At 50.6% G+C, this 16,204-nt stretch carries 16 protein-coding genes; 2 read left to right on the forward strand and 14 right to left on the reverse strand.

Annotated features, from left to right (window positions below; genetic code table 11):
• Nucleotides 1–39: 39 nt before the first annotated feature.
• Together trxA and pfkA are read right to left on the reverse strand one after the other, a co-directional pair.
• Nucleotides 40–366 carry a thioredoxin gene (gene trxA, locus L9O85_RS11435; protein ID WP_193955466.1) on the reverse strand — a complete coding sequence of 109 codons (327 nt, stop codon included), beginning with the start codon at nucleotides 364–366 and terminating at the stop codon, nucleotides 40–42.
• A 261-nt stretch (nucleotides 367–627) separates the two neighbouring features.
• The gene (pfkA, locus tag L9O85_RS11440) at nucleotides 628–1,632 is read right to left on the reverse strand and encodes a 6-phosphofructokinase (RefSeq protein WP_050623657.1); all 1,005 of its coding nucleotides are present in this window, start codon (nucleotides 1,630–1,632) and stop codon (nucleotides 628–630) included.
• Nucleotides 1,633–2,121: 489 nt separating this feature from the next.
• On the opposite strand from pfkA, the gene L9O85_RS11445 reads away from it, so the two are divergent.
• Nucleotides 2,122–2,841, forward strand: coding sequence for a GntR family transcriptional regulator (locus tag L9O85_RS11445; protein WP_242850292.1), 720 nt, complete (start codon nucleotides 2,122–2,124; stop codon nucleotides 2,839–2,841).
• 3 nt (nucleotides 2,842–2,844) lie between these two features.
• Here the strand turns inward: L9O85_RS11445 and L9O85_RS11450 are convergent, their stop codons facing one another.
• From L9O85_RS11450 to L9O85_RS11490, 9 genes are all read right to left on the reverse strand, one after another.
• The gene (locus tag L9O85_RS11450) at nucleotides 2,845–3,471 is read right to left on the reverse strand and encodes a response regulator transcription factor (protein WP_301578651.1); all 627 of its coding nucleotides are present in this window, start codon (nucleotides 3,469–3,471) and stop codon (nucleotides 2,845–2,847) included.
• On the reverse strand, nucleotides 3,446–4,837 hold the full coding sequence (locus L9O85_RS11455; protein ID WP_050623655.1) for a HAMP domain-containing sensor histidine kinase: 1,392 nt from the start codon (nucleotides 4,835–4,837) through the stop codon (nucleotides 3,446–3,448). The genes L9O85_RS11450 and L9O85_RS11455 overlap by 26 nt, the downstream gene beginning before the upstream one ends.
• A gap of 171 nt (nucleotides 4,838–5,008) precedes the next feature.
• Nucleotides 5,009–5,815: a succinylglutamate desuccinylase/aspartoacylase family protein gene (locus L9O85_RS11460; protein WP_050623654.1), complete on the reverse strand. Its 807-nt coding sequence runs from the start codon at nucleotides 5,813–5,815 to the stop codon at nucleotides 5,009–5,011.
• Nucleotides 5,812–6,942 (reverse strand): succinylglutamate desuccinylase, encoded by a 1,131-nt coding sequence (locus L9O85_RS11465; protein WP_301578653.1) that lies wholly within the window; start codon nucleotides 6,940–6,942, stop codon nucleotides 5,812–5,814. Before L9O85_RS11465 ends, L9O85_RS11460 begins: the two co-directional genes overlap by 4 nt.
• A gap of 10 nt (nucleotides 6,943–6,952) precedes the next feature.
• A complete protein-coding gene (locus tag L9O85_RS11470) occupies nucleotides 6,953–7,105 on the reverse strand; it encodes a hypothetical protein (protein ID WP_154669727.1) in 153 nt (50 codons plus the stop codon).
• Between the two features lie 21 nt (nucleotides 7,106–7,126).
• The gene (locus L9O85_RS11475) at nucleotides 7,127–8,398 is read right to left on the reverse strand and encodes a TRAP transporter large permease subunit (protein ID WP_050623652.1); all 1,272 of its coding nucleotides are present in this window, start codon (nucleotides 8,396–8,398) and stop codon (nucleotides 7,127–7,129) included.
• A 51-nt stretch (nucleotides 8,399–8,449) separates the two neighbouring features.
• Complete coding sequence (locus L9O85_RS11480; RefSeq protein WP_276853360.1) at nucleotides 8,450–9,076, reverse strand: DUF6305 family protein; 627 nt, start codon at nucleotides 9,074–9,076, stop codon at nucleotides 8,450–8,452.
• Between the two features lie 109 nt (nucleotides 9,077–9,185).
• On the reverse strand, nucleotides 9,186–11,066 hold the full coding sequence (gene ggt, locus L9O85_RS11485) for a gamma-glutamyltransferase (RefSeq protein WP_050623650.1): 1,881 nt from the start codon (nucleotides 11,064–11,066) through the stop codon (nucleotides 9,186–9,188).
• Nucleotides 11,067–11,421: 355 nt separating this feature from the next.
• Nucleotides 11,422–12,264 carry a PfkB family carbohydrate kinase gene (locus tag L9O85_RS11490; protein ID WP_301578658.1) on the reverse strand — a complete coding sequence of 281 codons (843 nt, stop codon included), beginning with the start codon at nucleotides 12,262–12,264 and terminating at the stop codon, nucleotides 11,422–11,424.
• Between the two features lie 164 nt (nucleotides 12,265–12,428).
• Between L9O85_RS11490 and L9O85_RS11495 the strand changes: the two genes are divergently transcribed.
• Entirely contained in the window at nucleotides 12,429–13,403 is a 975-nt protein-coding gene (locus L9O85_RS11495) for an SIS domain-containing protein (protein WP_050623648.1), read from the forward strand.
• A gap of 98 nt (nucleotides 13,404–13,501) precedes the next feature.
• Here the strand turns inward: L9O85_RS11495 and pgsW are convergent, their stop codons facing one another.
• The 3 genes from pgsW to pgsB are packed head-to-tail and all read right to left on the reverse strand — an operon-like array spanning nucleotide 13,502 to nucleotide 16,162.
• Nucleotides 13,502–14,611 carry a poly-gamma-glutamate system protein gene (gene pgsW / locus L9O85_RS11500; RefSeq protein WP_301578661.1) on the reverse strand — a complete coding sequence of 370 codons (1,110 nt, stop codon included), beginning with the start codon at nucleotides 14,609–14,611 and terminating at the stop codon, nucleotides 13,502–13,504.
• Nucleotides 14,608–15,042: a poly-gamma-glutamate biosynthesis protein PgsC gene (gene pgsC / locus L9O85_RS11505; protein WP_050623646.1), complete on the reverse strand. Its 435-nt coding sequence runs from the start codon at nucleotides 15,040–15,042 to the stop codon at nucleotides 14,608–14,610. Before pgsC ends, pgsW begins: the two co-directional genes overlap by 4 nt.
• Complete coding sequence (gene pgsB, locus L9O85_RS11510; RefSeq protein ID WP_301578663.1) at nucleotides 15,032–16,162, reverse strand: poly-gamma-glutamate synthase PgsB; 1,131 nt, start codon at nucleotides 16,160–16,162, stop codon at nucleotides 15,032–15,034. The genes pgsC and pgsB overlap by 11 nt, the downstream gene beginning before the upstream one ends.
• Nucleotides 16,163–16,204: the final 42 nt, after the last annotated feature.

The following is a 16,204-nucleotide window of genomic DNA, read 5'->3' on the forward strand; positions in this document are numbered from 1 at the left end:
CTTGTGACCCTCCTCTCATTTCTGTGCAGGCAGGGCTCCTCAGCCCTCTATCGCGCCCTGCCCCTTCAGCCACTCCAGGATCGCCGCTTTGGAGGCCGGGTTGATGAGCTGCTCGCTGGCCTGCCCTCCCCGGAACAGGATCAGGGTGGGGATGGTCTCCACTTCATATTTCTGCGCCAGCACCTGAGCGTCGTCCACGTTCAGCTTGGCCACTGTCACCCGCCCCGCCAGTTCCTGCTCCAGCTGCTCCACTGCGGGGCCCAGCCGGCGGCAGTAGCCGCACCAGGGGGCCCAAAAATCCACCAGCACCGGCTGGTCAGCCTCCAGCGCCTCAGCCTGAAAATTGTTTAAGTTCAGCTCCAACATGATCGTTTCCTCCTTTGTAGTCGTGTCAGTTTTTGTCTTGTACTGTAATTATAATATTTACAGTTTGGATTGTCAACCCGTCCATGGCATTATTTTTACCTCACCCCTACGGTGTGTTCCCATCCCGCAGGGACAGAAACCGTAAAGAGAGACTTCCCCCAGGGACACACCATGAGACTGTGAATTATTTTTTCCGTTTTCCCTGATCTCATGCAAAAGCAGGCGGCAGATCAAAGATCTGCCGCCTGCTTTCTCCTCTTGTCACTGGATCGGCCCGCACTTCAGCGGGACCTGATTGTGCATGGCTTCCAGCACTTCGTAGCGCTCCATCTGGAGGTGCTTGGTCATGTTCAGCGCCTTCTCAATGGGGATCTCCACCAGATGTCCCTCGTTGGTGCCCACGATGCAGTTCATCCGGCCTTCTGCCAAGGCCTTGACCGCAGCATAGCCCATCCGGCTGGCCGTCTCCCGGTCCCGCGCCGTAGGAGAACCGCCCCGCTGGATGTGTCCCAGCACGGTGACCCGGGGATCGATGCCCACCGTCTCCTGGATGCGCTTGCCGATCTCTACGGCACTGCCCGCACCCTCGGCCACCACGATCATAAAGTGGGTGTTGCCTGCCAGACGGGACTCCCGGATACGCTCCACCACGTCCTTCTCAAAGTCCACATCCCGCTCGGGGATCAGTACGGCGGTAGCACCCACCGCAATGCCCACATAGAGGGCCAGATAGCCCGCATGGCGGCCCATCACCTCCACCACCGAGCAGCGCTCGTGAGACTGCATGGTGTCCCGCAGCTTGTCGATGCACTCGATGGCAGTGTTGCAGGCAGTGTCAAAGCCGATGGTGTAGTTGGAGCAGCCGATGTCGTTGTCGATGGTGGCCGGGATCCCTACCACCGGGATGCCCATCCGGGACAGCTCCAGCGCGCCCCGGAAGGTGCCGTCGCCGCCGATGGCCACGATGCCATCCAGACCCAGCAGCTTACAGGTGGCCACCGCCTTCTTCCGGCCTCCTTCGTTTATAAACTCCTCACTGCGGGCGGTGAACAGAATCGTTCCGCCCCGGTCCAGGATGTGGCTGACGCTGTCACTGTCCATTGGAAAAAAGTCGCTGTTGATGAGCCCGTTCCAGCCCCGGCGGATGCCCACGCACTCAATGCCCTTGCCAAGCGCGGTGCGGACCACCGCCCGCACCGCCGCATTCATGCCGGGGGCGTCTCCTCCGCTGGTCAGGATGCCGATCCGCTTTACCATATTTGCCATGGTGCTTTCCTCCTTACGCTCTCCTTCTTCCTCAAGGTCTTTTCATTATGGCATGTCACGCCCCCGGTGTCAAGCGTCCGTCCCTCCCTTACCATCAACGAGAGCCCATATACATTAAATCCTAAAATTACATTTTGGGAAAAGCAATTAAATTTTCAGCATACTTTTCCGTATATTATAACTGCTCTAGATGCCTTTCCTTGCCGTCTTTCTCGGATTTTGCCTAATCATATTTTCCTATGCTAGTTTAAGAGTGCTGTGAAGGGACCAACGAGATATAACAATACGTACTAAAAAAATCTCTTTACACCCCCTCACCCACCACTCCGCTCGCTATTTCTGATGCCTTGCAAAAATGAAGAAACTCTTCTATTTGTAAAAAGCTATACTTTCAAGAAAATATTTAATCCTATCACACTGGAAATCAGTTGTCAGAATCCAAAACAGTCGTTATAATATGATTACCGAGTATATAGGAGGTAATTATCCATGAGCAAACCGATTTTGGAGGCCAATGCTGTCGTTCCACTATACAGGCAGTTGATGGAAAAGCTGCAAAAAGAAATTACCTCCGGAATATTGAAGCCCGGAGATAGACTGCTCCCCGAAGTCGAAATGGCGAAATATTACCAGGTCAGCGTCATCACCGCACGAAAAGCGATGGATGAATTGGCAGCTCAGGGACTTATTGAAAAGAAACAGGGGAAGGGCACCTTTGTGACTTCTCCTAAATATGGCCGGGATTATACACATATTCAAGGCTTCTCTGAATCCTGTCTTGCACGCGGGCTTAAACCAGGCGCCAGGCTGTTGCAGAAGGAAATCGTTGCTCCAAAGTCCAGTATTCTGGAGAGTCTTGGCCTGGATGAGAATTCCCAGACTGTAAAAATTGTCCGGCTTAGATATGTAAATGACGAGCCTATGGTAATTGAGACCAGCTATTTTCCACTGGACTATGCTTTCCTGCTGCAAGAGAATCTGGACGGGTCGCTTTTCCAGGTCCTGCGCGAGAAAAAAGACTTGGTCATAGACGGTTCAAAAAAAATCGTTGAGATCTGCCGGGCTACCACCGAGGAGGCTCGTTGGCTGAAATTGCGGAAAAATGCACCTTTGCTCCTGGTCCGCAGTGTGGCATTCGGCAACGCCGGCCAGCCTGTATATGTATGCATGCAGGTTATCAATGGTGAACGTTTCCAATTGATTTTGTGATATCTATCTTTTCCGGCCTGCCCATCGGTAAAATGCTCTGGGTCTCCCCCGTTTTCCATAGGTATTTTTGACCTCAACCATCTGCTCACGAATCAAATATCGCAAATATCGATGTATCGTTTTGGGATTGAGATTTGTCTGCCGTTGAATGACTCCTACGTCCAAATAATCTTCCGAACAGGAAAGGCAGGATACAATGATCTCCAATGTAGATTGGTTGATGCCCTTATCCGCCTCAGAGTAAAACTGCTCTTTCTCGTGGTAGCGCAGATGGGTATTGATGCGGGAGACAAAATCCACAGGTTTAATGGGTTTGACTGCATAGTCATCTGCGCCAGCTTCTAGAAAACGCTCCATGACTGCTGTCTGCTCTTCAATGGTAAGCACAACAATCGGCACATTGATCCCCATTTCTCTCATACGGCGGACAATCTGGATTCCGTCCGGCTGAGGCAGGTGATAGTCCACAAGGATCAGATCCAGCCTTCCATTTCCATACTGCGTCAGAATGTGCTCGGCCTCTCTGAAGTTTCTTGCCAGCAGGGGCGTCCATCCTTGATGAAGAATGATCTCCTGAATTGTATAGAGGATGTCTTCGTCATCATCAATTGATAAAATGTTCTTTCCCATTGTGCTCTCCTTTATTTTGAGGCAGGGTGATCGTGATCCTTGTATATTCTCCGGGACTGCTCTTTACCTCTATTGTTCCGTGATGAAGGTCAACCACCTGCTGCACAAAGCTGAGCCCCAGTCCTGTGGAGCCGCTTTCAGAATAGCCATGCGTCCACATACGCTGAAGGATCTCTGGGTTTATGCCAATACCGTTGTCCACTACTTCCCAATGGGTTGTCCCACTGCAGCAGGATACAATCAGCTGGATCTCCCCTTTCTCCGGGTCAATCGCTTTACATGCGTTTTCCAGCAGATTTACCAATGCTCGAGCCATACGGATGGAATTCACATATACCCGAACCTCAGGACACTCATTGTGGACAGAAATTCGAGAAACCAAGGGGTTTGACGCCATGCAGGAGAGCGTCAGGCGCAGAAGCCGCTCTGTCGGGACCAGGGACATTCGGTCCTCATAGAGAATTTCAGAAACCATCTGCCCCATCCGGTCACACGCATTCACAATCCTCCTCTGATATTTGGCCAGTTTTGGATCCTCTACCAGCTCCTCCGAAAGTCCAGCCAGCCCCTGAATGGTGGTAAGCGGGGTCTTGAGGTCATGGACCAAATTCTGTATCTCCCGAAACGACCTCATTTCAATATTTTTCATTCTAGCCTGGTAGAGCTGCAGCTCATCCTGTTCTGCCTTTCGGTGGGCCTGAATCAAATGCTGCTGTTCCAGATCCAGAAGCCCCATTAAAACAGTAGCGGTGGCAAAAAAGCACAGAAGCAACAGCACAAAATAAGTCAGAAGCAATTCAGCGTCCAAAATGGGCGCTATGGCCTTGATATCAGTGGAGATCTCACCATTTCCAAATCCCAATTTTGTCATGACCGGCAAAACATCCAGCCCCTGCACGGTAATGAGAAACAGGGTGATGATGATCAGCTTGTAATGCAGGCGGAAAGAAAACCGAGTCAGCAATTCAATGCAGATAAACACTAAGATAGCTGGCATGCCGATGTCCAGTCTTAAGGAATAGACCATATATACGACCTGGTAAAGTGAAATTTGGAACAGGCAGCAGAATGGAATCTTAACAAAGGGGATCTCCCGTCCATTCCACTGAATGCTAATCCCATCCATCAAAAGCGTTATGGCCAAGTAGTCAGGACCAGAACGAAGGGTATTCAGGGCAATCAGGTGAATGGCCCCTAATGCCAGAAAACCGGAATCCAGCTCATTCATCGCCTGATAGAGCAAATCATAGATCCGGAAATTCCGCTCTGTAAAAATCAGAGGGGTCAGTAATCCAACTGCCATCAGTCCCAACGCCTGGAAGACTCTCACCGCATTCCAAGTAATAGACAATCGTTTTATCCCCATACTGGCCTCACAATCACAACACTTCCCAACAGGGGCTCTTTTTTAGAATAGCAAAAACCAATGCAAAATGCAAAGTTTTTCACTCTTGCGGCGGAAAATCCTCTTTAAACAAGCATGCACAGCAACAAGGCACAGGCGTACAGAATTGGCTCTGTACGCCTGTGCTCTTTGTTATCCCCCGGACTCCGGGCGCAGTTTGAACTCCATCCCATATTGCTGCAGGATATTTGTAACAATCAAAACCTGTTGGCTGACCCGCACTTCCATGGGCAGCTTTTGGCTGGTTTCTATTGTAAACGCATCAATCCCCAGCTCCCTGGATGCCGTACAGTTCAGACTTCCAACAGGTGCGTTTCCTTCCAGAGCAAAATCAGGATAATCGCCATTCTGGCTGTTTACCATCTCCAGTATATCCAGAGCATTGATAAATCCGCTCTGTGTCTGTCCCACCACGATAGAATTTCCGATGCTGCCGTTTACGCCGTAGAAATTGACTCCCTCATGCATATCAACCACGCAGACTGGCTGATATTTTTGGATCAGCTCCATAATCTGTGCAGACAAGACCTGAATGGGATTTCCATCCTCTGCGCCAGGATAGGAACGATTCATATCCACGCCATCCGATGCGGTCCTTTGGTTCAACTCAATGGCCTGCTGATTGGCATGCGGTACAAGAATGATGCGTCCCGTCTTTGGTTCAAGCCGTTCCAGCAGCTGCTCCGCACCCTTGAATCCGGCGGGTTCATTCCCGTGCGTGCCGGCCAGCAGGAAAATTGTCGGCCCCTCCTTCCCAGAGTCCATGATGTGACACTCTGTTTGACTTGCAAGCCCCTCAGCCAGGAAAAAGGTCGTATGTGACACCGGAGCAGGCCTCAAAAACAAAAAGTACACAACTACTCCCATGCACAGAAGGAGTACTGCCGCAATCGACCACTTTATTTCTTTTTTCATTTCTGTCGATCCTGCCTTGATCACGTGGTAGGCTCATTGAGGTAGGGACCCATTCCATTTTTCACAAGCTCATCATAGCTGGGCATCCCGGTGACAATGATCGGCTCCTCATACATTTCGCTGTAATTGGCCAGGATACGCTCTATTCCAAACACATGGCGGGCACAGCGCACCTCAATGGGCCATCCATTTTCGTCATAGGGCACATAGAGCTGCCCAATCTCACCGGCCTTCACATAAGTCTCCGACTTGCCTGTCAGGACGAGCGCCTCATCGGTGCGGTCACGCAGGCGGCCCTGGGCGGGATTGGGGGCTTCCATTAAAAGCGCCAGCGTATCCGTGTGATCGCCAAGCTCACGGTGGGTCAAGCCGCGCAGATCTGTCGGGGAAGGCTCCAGGGATATCTGCACTCCCTCCATCTGCATGTCCACGACCACATTCGATGCCAGATTCATGGCCCGTTCATGGGCAATCAAAGCATTAATGACAGGATATTCAGGGCTGGCCTCATGGAGGTCCACAGTAACATCAATGTTCTCCGTATTGATCAGCTGGACAATACCATAGCTCATCATCTCAGTTAGCGTCCCATCCGCCTTCCCCGGGTAAGTACGGTTAATGTTGCGGTTCTCACTTCCTGACAAGGACTGACCCATATAGTTGACATAGACATCCGGGTCCGGCCACTGATCCACCGGATTCGTTGCCCGGGATCCATGGATGAACTCACGGACGTTTCCTTCATCGGTGGTGATATGTACAGTGCTGGGATGCCCTTCCTGGGGGTCGTTGTGCGTAAAGGCACTGTTGTTGGTTCGGGGAATGACATACAGCGTTCCTGCCTCTACTTTTGCATTTTCTACAAACAGGACCGCTCCCATATGACCACCCAGCTCATTTGCGTGTGTACCGCCGAGGATCAGGCAGCTGCCTCCCTCTTGCTCCCCCTGAAGCACATAAATCTGAGTATCCCCGGCAGTACCAGCTAAATCAGGGAAGTAATCGCTGAGCATTCGGACCTCTGTCACGCCCTCTCCGGGAATAATCTCTTCTGTAGCGATCCGCATCTGGTGAAAGCTGTTACCAGAAATAGTACAGAAAACAGCTACACATGCCAGGACTGCAAGTGCAGAAATATAATTTTTCTTCATGGCACTCCTCCTATTTGATCATCAGAGCACGCAGGACAATTGGGAGCAGGACCAGCGCCGCATTCATCTGCTTTTTGATGTCTTTCTCTTCAAAAATGCAAAATACGGTTACAACTCCTACAAACACCATGATCAGCCAGGATACGATAGTTACGATCGTCACAATGACACCTCCTTGCGGTTCTCAGGGGAGAAGGGACGCGATTGGGTTGGCAAAAATGATAAACAGTAGGCTCCAGGCAATGATCAGCAGCGCAGAGGGAAGGCACTTCTTCAGAACACCGGTGTATTGCTCCAGTCCCGCGACCTTGGACGCAAAAATGCCAGCAAGGGCGGTAGGCGGCATCAGCTCACCCACACTGGCAATAGAGGCCAGTGCAGCAGCAACCACAATCGTATCCCGGCTCATGAGGGCCAGCAGGAACGGGACACCAAACACAGACGCTGCCCCCAGAGAAGAGATGGCTCCAAACAGCGGAATCGTAACCGCAATGGCCACAAAAATCAAGGCATCGGGAAGAGCGAGGCAGTTAACGACCAGCCAGCCCTTAACTCCGGTCATAGTCATAATCTCAATAAACATCCCAACCCCCATCAAGATTCCCATGACAGGCAGTGAGCTGTTCACCCCCTCTTTAATCGCTGCCCAAACCGAAAATTTTTTCCCGGTCAGGATACAGAGCAGTGCACTGATCATAAAAACAATAGTCATGCTCAGAGATGGGACGATATTCGGCAGCATAGAGGGAAGGAGGATCAGCGCCAGCAGAACAAAGACGGGCAATAGCATGACAAAAGACATCTTTTCATCGTCTCTGATCTGCAGTTGAATTTTGACCTGCTCATAGTCCATATTTTTACAGTCCTTTAGCCCAAGGACCAGCACCGAAAAAATTGCCAGTGGGACAGAGAGAAGCAGCAGTGGAATTCCAAACCCCACATAGGGGATGTCTACACCTCCACCAATGGTCATAACTGCAATATTGACCGGAGGAGCTGTGGCACCATACATACCACCAAGCGCAATAATAGCCGCTGCTTTTTCTGCAGGAATCCCCATCGCGATGAGGATCGGGCAGACAATCGCACCTGCGCTGATTACCGCTGCGGTGGAGGATCCGGTGATCATACCTGGGAACATGATAATCAGCATAAGGAGCAGGAGCAGGATGACCTTATGGTTGTGGAATCTGCGAAGGAAGAATCGATTCAGCATATCAAGGGCACCAGAATACTGAATGCATTTCATAAAAATCATTGCACAGGCAATGACCAGAATGGTATCTAGGAAGGACATGGTACCTTCCACCATAAACTTCACCGGAACTCCAAAGCCGCCAGCCAGGGCCCCGCCCACCGAGGAAAGCAATAATGCAATTCCCACAGGCAGCTTCAGGAAGAAACAACTTCCCGCAAAGATGACGATCATCAGCAGGAAAATCAGCAGTTCAGACATATGACAACTCCTTCTTGTTCAACAGAAGGGGCTGATGCAGCCACCTCACAATTATTTGAATGCCTTTGGGAGCACAGTACCCACATCCGCCAATGTTTCAACGGTATCCATGGGGATTCCATTTTCTGATGCAATCTGGGTAAAAAGTCCATCATCATCTCCGCCAGCAACGACCAGCAGATAATCAGCTTTAGGGGAAACCGCAGAGATGAAGCCGTCACTCAGTTCACCGCGGCGGGCACTCCCGCCGATATGGGCGACAATGATGGTCATATCCGCCTCCTCAGCCTTAGCTACCACCGCATCCACGCGCTCCTGCTCCACGTCGGCATCCACTCCAGCGGCTCCAAGCCCCTTCTGACTGCCGCCCACACCAATGATCAGGGTCTTATAGGCAGAGGTATCAAAGCTGTCTGCCCCAATGCTTGTCTCAATATCACAGGAGAACCCGGCCTTCTCTAAAATCGCACTGAGCATAGATGCGTCAGCACTCTGCCCTGCAGAGGTGATCAGGGCAGGGGTCTCCGCAATAGGTTCTGTCAGCCCTGTCACCTCTGTGACCTGGGTAGAGCTCCCTGCGGAACCCGGGGCCTGACCGGAGGTACTTCCAGGATCTCCGCATGCGGCTAAGGAAAGCACCATCGCCCCCGCCAGCACAAAAGACAGCACCTTTTTCATAATTAAATTCTCCTTTCAGAAATGTCTTGACATTGAAATTGCAAAAACCGGCCAAGGCCAGAAGGCCCTGGCCGGTTCCATGCACAGGAATCCGTACATCTGGTAAAGATCAATATGCGACGCCCTGCGAATCCCGTCTCGGGTCCCCGGCCACATGAAGCTCACCAGTATCAGGATTATAAGTAATAGTGTTGGAGCTACCCATATTGGCGTCCCAGTCTGAACCAACCTTTACGGTATGCCCCATAGCCTCCAGTTCATCGATCACATCCTGAGGCATCCGTCCCTCCACCTGGATGACGCAATCCGCTCCAGCAAAGACTCGGGGTGCATCGGCGGAATCCTGGGCATTCATTCCAAAATCCACAATATTGATGATTGTCTGGGCCATGCAGGCGATAATGCGCTCACCTCCAGGAGATCCAGAAATCAGAACCGGCTCTCCTTCAGGGCTGACCAAAATAGTTGGTGTCATGCTGGATAGAGAGAGCTTGCCTGGCGCCACAGAGTTGGGCTTACCCTGCTCCAAATCGAAGCTGGTCAGGCCATTGCTCAGCAGGAAGCCTCGTCCGGGAACCGTAATGCCACAGCCAAAGTGGGAACTAATAGACTGGGTCATGCATGCCATGTTGCCATCTTTATCAATGACAGACATGTGCGTAGTGGAGGCACTCTCATAAGGCATCGGGTCTCCGGCCTCCAGCTCAGTTGTGGCCTCATCTGTAATCTGCTCATAAAGAGAGTAGGCATAATCTTTAGAGCTCAAGCCGGTAATGGGGATATCGCCAAAGCTGGGGTCGCCCAAATATGCACCCCGGTCGGCATACGCGCGCATCATGGCTTCCGAGATCACATGGATGCTTTCAGGAGTATTGTGCCCCATAGAAGCCAGATCAAAGTTCTCAAGAATATTGAGGATTTCACCCACGATCACTCCGCCAGAGCTGGGCAGCGGCATACTGTAAAGCTTATAGCCCCGATAGGTCACCTCAACTGGATCATCAATGACCAGAACATCAGTCATTGCAGTCTTCAGATCATTCATGTTCATCACACCGCCGTCGGCCTGGATGATGTCCACGATCTCCTGTGCAATGGGTCCTTCATAAAAATATTCGATTCCATTTTCTGCGATCAGATTTAGAGTATCGATCAGATCGGGGTTGTAAATGACATCTCCCACTTCGGGAACAGTCAGCCCGTCCTTCAGCCAGAGCTCTCGGGACGCCTCATGCATGTACAGTTTTTCATAGGAACTGTCGATCAGGTTGTGCAGATTCTCTGTCACTCGAATCCCCTGCTCGGCCGCCTGAGTAACATAGGGAATGATCTCAGAGAGTGTCATGGTCCCCCAATTGTCCAACGCCACCTGATAAGTGGACAGGGCTTTCATAATGGATACCGCCTTACCGGAGGAATTGAACTCACTCCAAAGCTCCTGGTTGCGGGTGCCGTCCTCATTGAGCAGGTACTCAAAATAGTCCAGCGGGATATCCTCAGGTGCAGGGAACTGACTGCTGATGGCCACGTTCTTCTGCTCATCGGCCAGGTAGATATTCATAAATCCGCCGCCGCCAAGTCCGCTGGCGTTCGGCTCAAAAAATCCAATGGCCAGTGCGGTGGCCACGCAGGCATCGATCGCGTTTCCTCCCGCCTTCAGGACCTCAATACCAACCTCAGAAGCCTCCTGCTTTCCAGAGGTGACGGCACCGTTGTATCCAGAAGCATCCCGTGTGCTTAAGGTCGTTGCCGCCGTTCCGATATCGCTTCCCTCTGCTGCGGCAATCCCGCCCTGATTATTCAGCGGATAATCGGATTCCCCTTCTGGGGAGGAGGGCACTGATGCGCTGCTTGACTGAGAGGCGCTGGGCTGAGAGGAGGAAGACGGGACACTGCTGGTTGAAGGCTGAGTTCCTTGTCCACAAGCTGTCATGCTGATCAGCATAGCGGCTGAGAGGGTAAGGGCTGCGAGTTGGCGTCTTTGTTTCATTTTTGTACCTCCTTACATTTCTCTGTCATTTCTATTGGCCATTAGCGTTCTGGTGTGATAGTCCTCTCGCATCTTTATATGTGTGCACACAGGTAGGAAAGGTCATTTCCTTTCTTAAATCAACTTTAACATGCAAAATTCTAGATGTCTATTTTATCTTTTTAATCTCACATAAAAAATAAAAAATTTAGCTTTTGACGAATATTTTTTGTTTATTCCGCAATAATAAAAGATTTTTCACCGACTATATTCAAAAATTTAATATTTTTTATATTTTTTTAACATTTAAAGATATAAAAAACTATATATGCATATAAACGTATTTGTTAGTTTCTTTAAATAAACATAAGCTTTTTTATTCAATTGGTACCCCAAATCCAAACGCTCCATGCACCATACATGTTTGGGCGGAAAGCTCGGCTCCCGCTTCCATGCACTGCCTCAGATATGGTTTGGAACAAGCCCCGCTGGTTTTCAACTCTAGATATCGCATGAGAAAACCAGCTGCAAAAGAATCTCCGGCACCTAACGTATCCACCGCCTGTACAAGCTTTGGGGTGTGATACGCCATCTCTCTTCCGTCCCATGCCATGGCTCCTCGGCTCCCCATGGTTGCCACGGCGATCCCGCACCCCTCCTCGTATATCTGTTCCAGCAGGGTGCGTACGCTGTCCTCATCAGAATCCGAACAGGACAGAAAACCTATGTCCAGCCAAGGGCATATATGCTGTCTGCGTTCAATATCCTCCCAGGAGCGGGAAAAATCATAGGAAACCAGCGGTACAAGCGGCTTCAACAGGGGAAGCTGGTCATCAAAATAGCTGTTATTGCTGGTATGGACCACTTCAAAACTGTCAATATAAGACAGGTCGGACGCTGTCAGGCGCAGAGGGTGCTCCCGAAGCACCCCACCTTTATTGCTGCTGACAAAACTTCTGTCACCGTCTATCAGATCAACAACTGCATAGCCATTTTCCCCCTCATAAGTCCGGCAGCGGCTGAATTCCACCCCAACTGCCGTCAGGGTCTCTTTTATATGGTTTCCTACTCTGTCTGTCCCAAATACCCCCATATATGCACTAAAGCACCCCTGAAGTCTGCAATAAACTGCAACATTCAGTGCCTGTCCCCCTGGGAACATAGTGGAAATCGTACGATATTTGTCACAAACATTATCTCCGATCCCAATGATCCTCATCTGAGTCATCTCCCTTAAATCAGTATATATATTTATATTAGTTTTCCTTTCAAAAAAAGTCAAGATTTAGGCAGAATATTTCTTGACTTTTTCTTTTAAAATCTATATGCTTGTTCTAGAATATATTATAAGTTTATATTATCAATTTGAAAGGAGAAACAGCAATGGAAATCAGAGAGATGATTACAGAAATTAAGGGACGCTTGGACACAAGGGGCGGGTTGAAAGCCGTCATCTTTGTTGCCTGCGGAGGCTCACAGGCTGCCATCTATCCTGGCAAGTATCTTCTGGAGCGTGAGGCCAATGAAATAGCGGTCTCAATTTATAACAGCAATGAGTTCAATTATGTAACCCCGAAATCTCTGGATGAGAGGTGCATCGTAATCTGCTGCTCCTTGAAGGCCACAGCAGAAACCGTGCATGCAGTGGAGCGCGCACGGCAGTTCGGAGCTGTTACCATCGCTATGACGGGCTCCCCTGAAACCGGAATGGCAAAAGCCGGAGAATATGTGGTAGTGTACTCCAATGGGGATGAACAGATTTATTCCCAATCCAACCAGTCGATGGCACTGCGGCTTGGGTTTGAAATTCTGCATCAATTTGAAGGATATCCGCTGTACCATGAGGCTATGGCAGCCTTTGACCAGATCGACGCAATCGTTGCAGAAAGCAAACGATCCATGCTCCCTGCCGCACAATCTTTTGCTGTTGAATATCAAAACGATCCTCTCTTTCAAGTCCTGGGGGCCGGCCCGCTGTACGGGACCGCCTATTCTATGGCAAACTGTCATTTTATGGAAATGCATTGGCGAAATGCCATTATGATTCACAGCGGAGAATATTTCCACGGTCCCTTTGAAATGACCAGCGAGACTCAGCCGATGATCCTTCTGATGGCAACCGGGCGTTCACGCTTTTTGGATGAACGTGTACTTAAATTCCTCAAAACCTATGCAAAGCGCTTTATCGTTATAGATGCTAAGGATACTGGGATTGAGGAACATATTGATCCCAGAATTGCCGAATTTTTCAATTCTGTGGTAATGATCCCGCTGGAGCGTTTCTTTGTAGAGCAGATGTCCAAGCTCTGCAAGCACTCCATGGATGACCGGCACTATATGTGGAAAGTAGAATATTGAGAAGATGCGCGAAATATCTACGAGGAGGGGGCTTGTCCTGAGGACAGGCCCCCTCCTCGTAGATTCCGCTTCTTATCTTACAGTTCTCCCCTGTATCCTCAAGATGTAGGTGGCAGCTCTCTGTGCCACATATTGCTTCGCTGTATCCGTACATGTCGGCACAGGCACAGGATCCCTGCCGCAGCTAGGAGTCCCAGTACAATCGGAAGCAACGGATATTGTATCCTATAATACACTGCACTGCTTCCCGGATCCGGCCATTGAACCGGGTCATATGGCAGGCCATATTCTGCGGTCAACTGCTTGATATTCAGCAGGTGAACGACCGGGATCCCCCTTCCCAGGTATCGTTCCACCAGACCGCTTTGATCTGTCACCGGCATAGCGCTTCTTGGGTCCAGAACTCCCTGCCCCAAAGCGATCCCGCGTTCTCCCACACCCATGGAGGTCACATTTCCTCCCACAGATACAAAGCATTGGATGGGGCCCTGGCGCTCATAGATCTCCTGTCTCTGTTCCAAATTATTCAGAAACTTCGGTTCTTGAAAGATCACAAGTCCCGCCTGCTCCAGCCGCTCCAAGATTTCCATCTTCTGCTCGGGCAACATCCCATCTCCTGTATCATTGTCGCCTCCCAGCGTAACTGCGGCACTGTCTGTTGTAAGCACGCCGTCCTGCACAAGCCGGTGCAGCATCTCTGGAAAGGTAAGCTCTGGATCAGTGGCACCATAAGTAGACGCTCCTACTGACGAGATGGGGATGACTTCCACTTTCATAGACTGGCATGCTGCCATCACTGCCAGATTCATTGCAGGGAAAGAACCCGAAAACCCTGCGGCCACCCGGTCCCCCGGCCGAACCCCTGCCTCATAGAGCAATCTGACGCACAGCGCCCCCATATCCGGCCATGCAGTCGTTCTCTTAGCTTCTATGGCACCAAGGGTCGTGGTAATCCCTGTATAGTAGGGACCGATCATACCGGTCTGATGATAATCTTCCTGGCTCATAGGGATATGGAGCTCCTCTTTATATCCCCTTACTGCGGAAAAGCATCTGGTCAGCAGCTCAGCTGCCTGCCGCTGTTCCATCACATATGAGGTCTCAGCGCGCTGGACTCCGTGGGACGCCCACCAGACTGCTCCGAAAAGGATCAGAGCACACAGCATCAGCAGGCGCACAATCTTTTTTTCTCTCTGTTTCCCGTTCATACCCGGAACACCTGCATTCCCATTCCCATCATGATCAATGCCAGAATACCTACTACCACTGCCAGAGACATCAGAGATTTTACCGCTCCCTGCCGTTCCAACTCGTTTGCTATGATGCCCGGCACCAGCACGCCAATGATTCCTGGATCATAAGGCAGTATCTCAGAGGAGGCAATGATCAAATCAATGGTAAACGCCAATAAAATCATCACAGCAAAACGCCGTCGGCCATATAAAATCATGAAATTTCCCAACAGTTTGCCGCCTCCCCATGCCAAGAGTGCGATCACCAGCGTATAGACAATTCTGACCGGCGTCTGCAGGCAGAGGACAATATATCCCGGTACGATCAGCCCAGCTGGAGAAAAACCTGTCAGTTCCGTAAACAAAAGACTGACGGCCACCCCGATCAAAACAATTTCATGGTACAATTCTCTTCCCCTCCCCCACCACACGTTCTATGAGTGACCTTCCTGGTCCTGCCAAATTTCCAGCTGCAAAGATCACAGTATCCGATCCTGTTCTATCCAGGGGCACCTCCTTTTCACTGCGTAAACTGTACACCGGCCTGCCGGGCAGTCTTTTCTTTATCTCCCGGCATACCGCGCCTCGGGCCCCTCCAGTGATCCACACTTCTTCCGGCTGAAGCTCATGCGCAACCATCGCCATATGGATAGCACGGTACCCCCGGTCTGCACGGTTATTAATGAGGAGAATCAGCTTATGTCCATCCAGTTTCAGTCTCTCTGCCATCCTTCGATAATTCATGCATGTGGATTTAGGATCGTTGACTGACATGGCGTTGATAAATAGAGCCCCTTGGGGAAGCCGGAACGCCGAAAGGGCATATGGGTCCGGCCGATAGCTTAAAATCCCCGCCAATGCAGCTTCACGGTCCACTCCCAGCTCTCCGCACACAGCCAGGGCAAGCGCCACATTCTCCGGAAAGTCGAAATTTGGAAGATCATCTGCCGGGCGGGACACTTCCACCCTGGCCCCTACTTTTTCTGCATTCCGCACCATCTGGCCCCAAAATTGAGTATCCGCTGTATAAAGGATCCCATTCTCCGGAATGGTGCGGGATAGGGAATCACATATCTCTTCCAAGGTCAGCCCCATCTCCTCTGTATGGTCCAGCCGTACATTCGTGATCACCCCAATATCAGAGCGTACGATTTTCCTCTGTGAGATTTCCTGGAGAAATGGATCCACAGCCATACACTCTATTACAAGGACCTGGGCATGCTCCCTGACCGCCATACGCATCACCCGGGCCTGCTCCCGTATATTTGCCTTCCCGCGGCGGCGCAGTGGCCGTTCTACTCCGTCCGTTCCAATCAGCCGAGGGACTGTCCCAGTTGTCTTGCAGAAGACTGACCAGCCCCCAGACTTTAATCCCGCAGCGATCATTCGGGTCACCGTAGATTTTCCCCGGATTCCATTTACATACACTACATGCTGCAGCAAGGCTCTGTCCCGTTTGACCTGATACGCTTCTAACCCTAATAGGATCATAATCAACAGGAAAAGCACCAAAATTAGAGCTTCCATATTTCCCTCCCCCTCATATTTATTATATATATTCTTATAAGC

This window comes from Lawsonibacter asaccharolyticus (genome assembly GCF_022453915.1).
Taxonomy (GTDB): domain Bacteria; phylum Bacillota; class Clostridia; order Oscillospirales; family Oscillospiraceae; genus Lawsonibacter; species Lawsonibacter asaccharolyticus.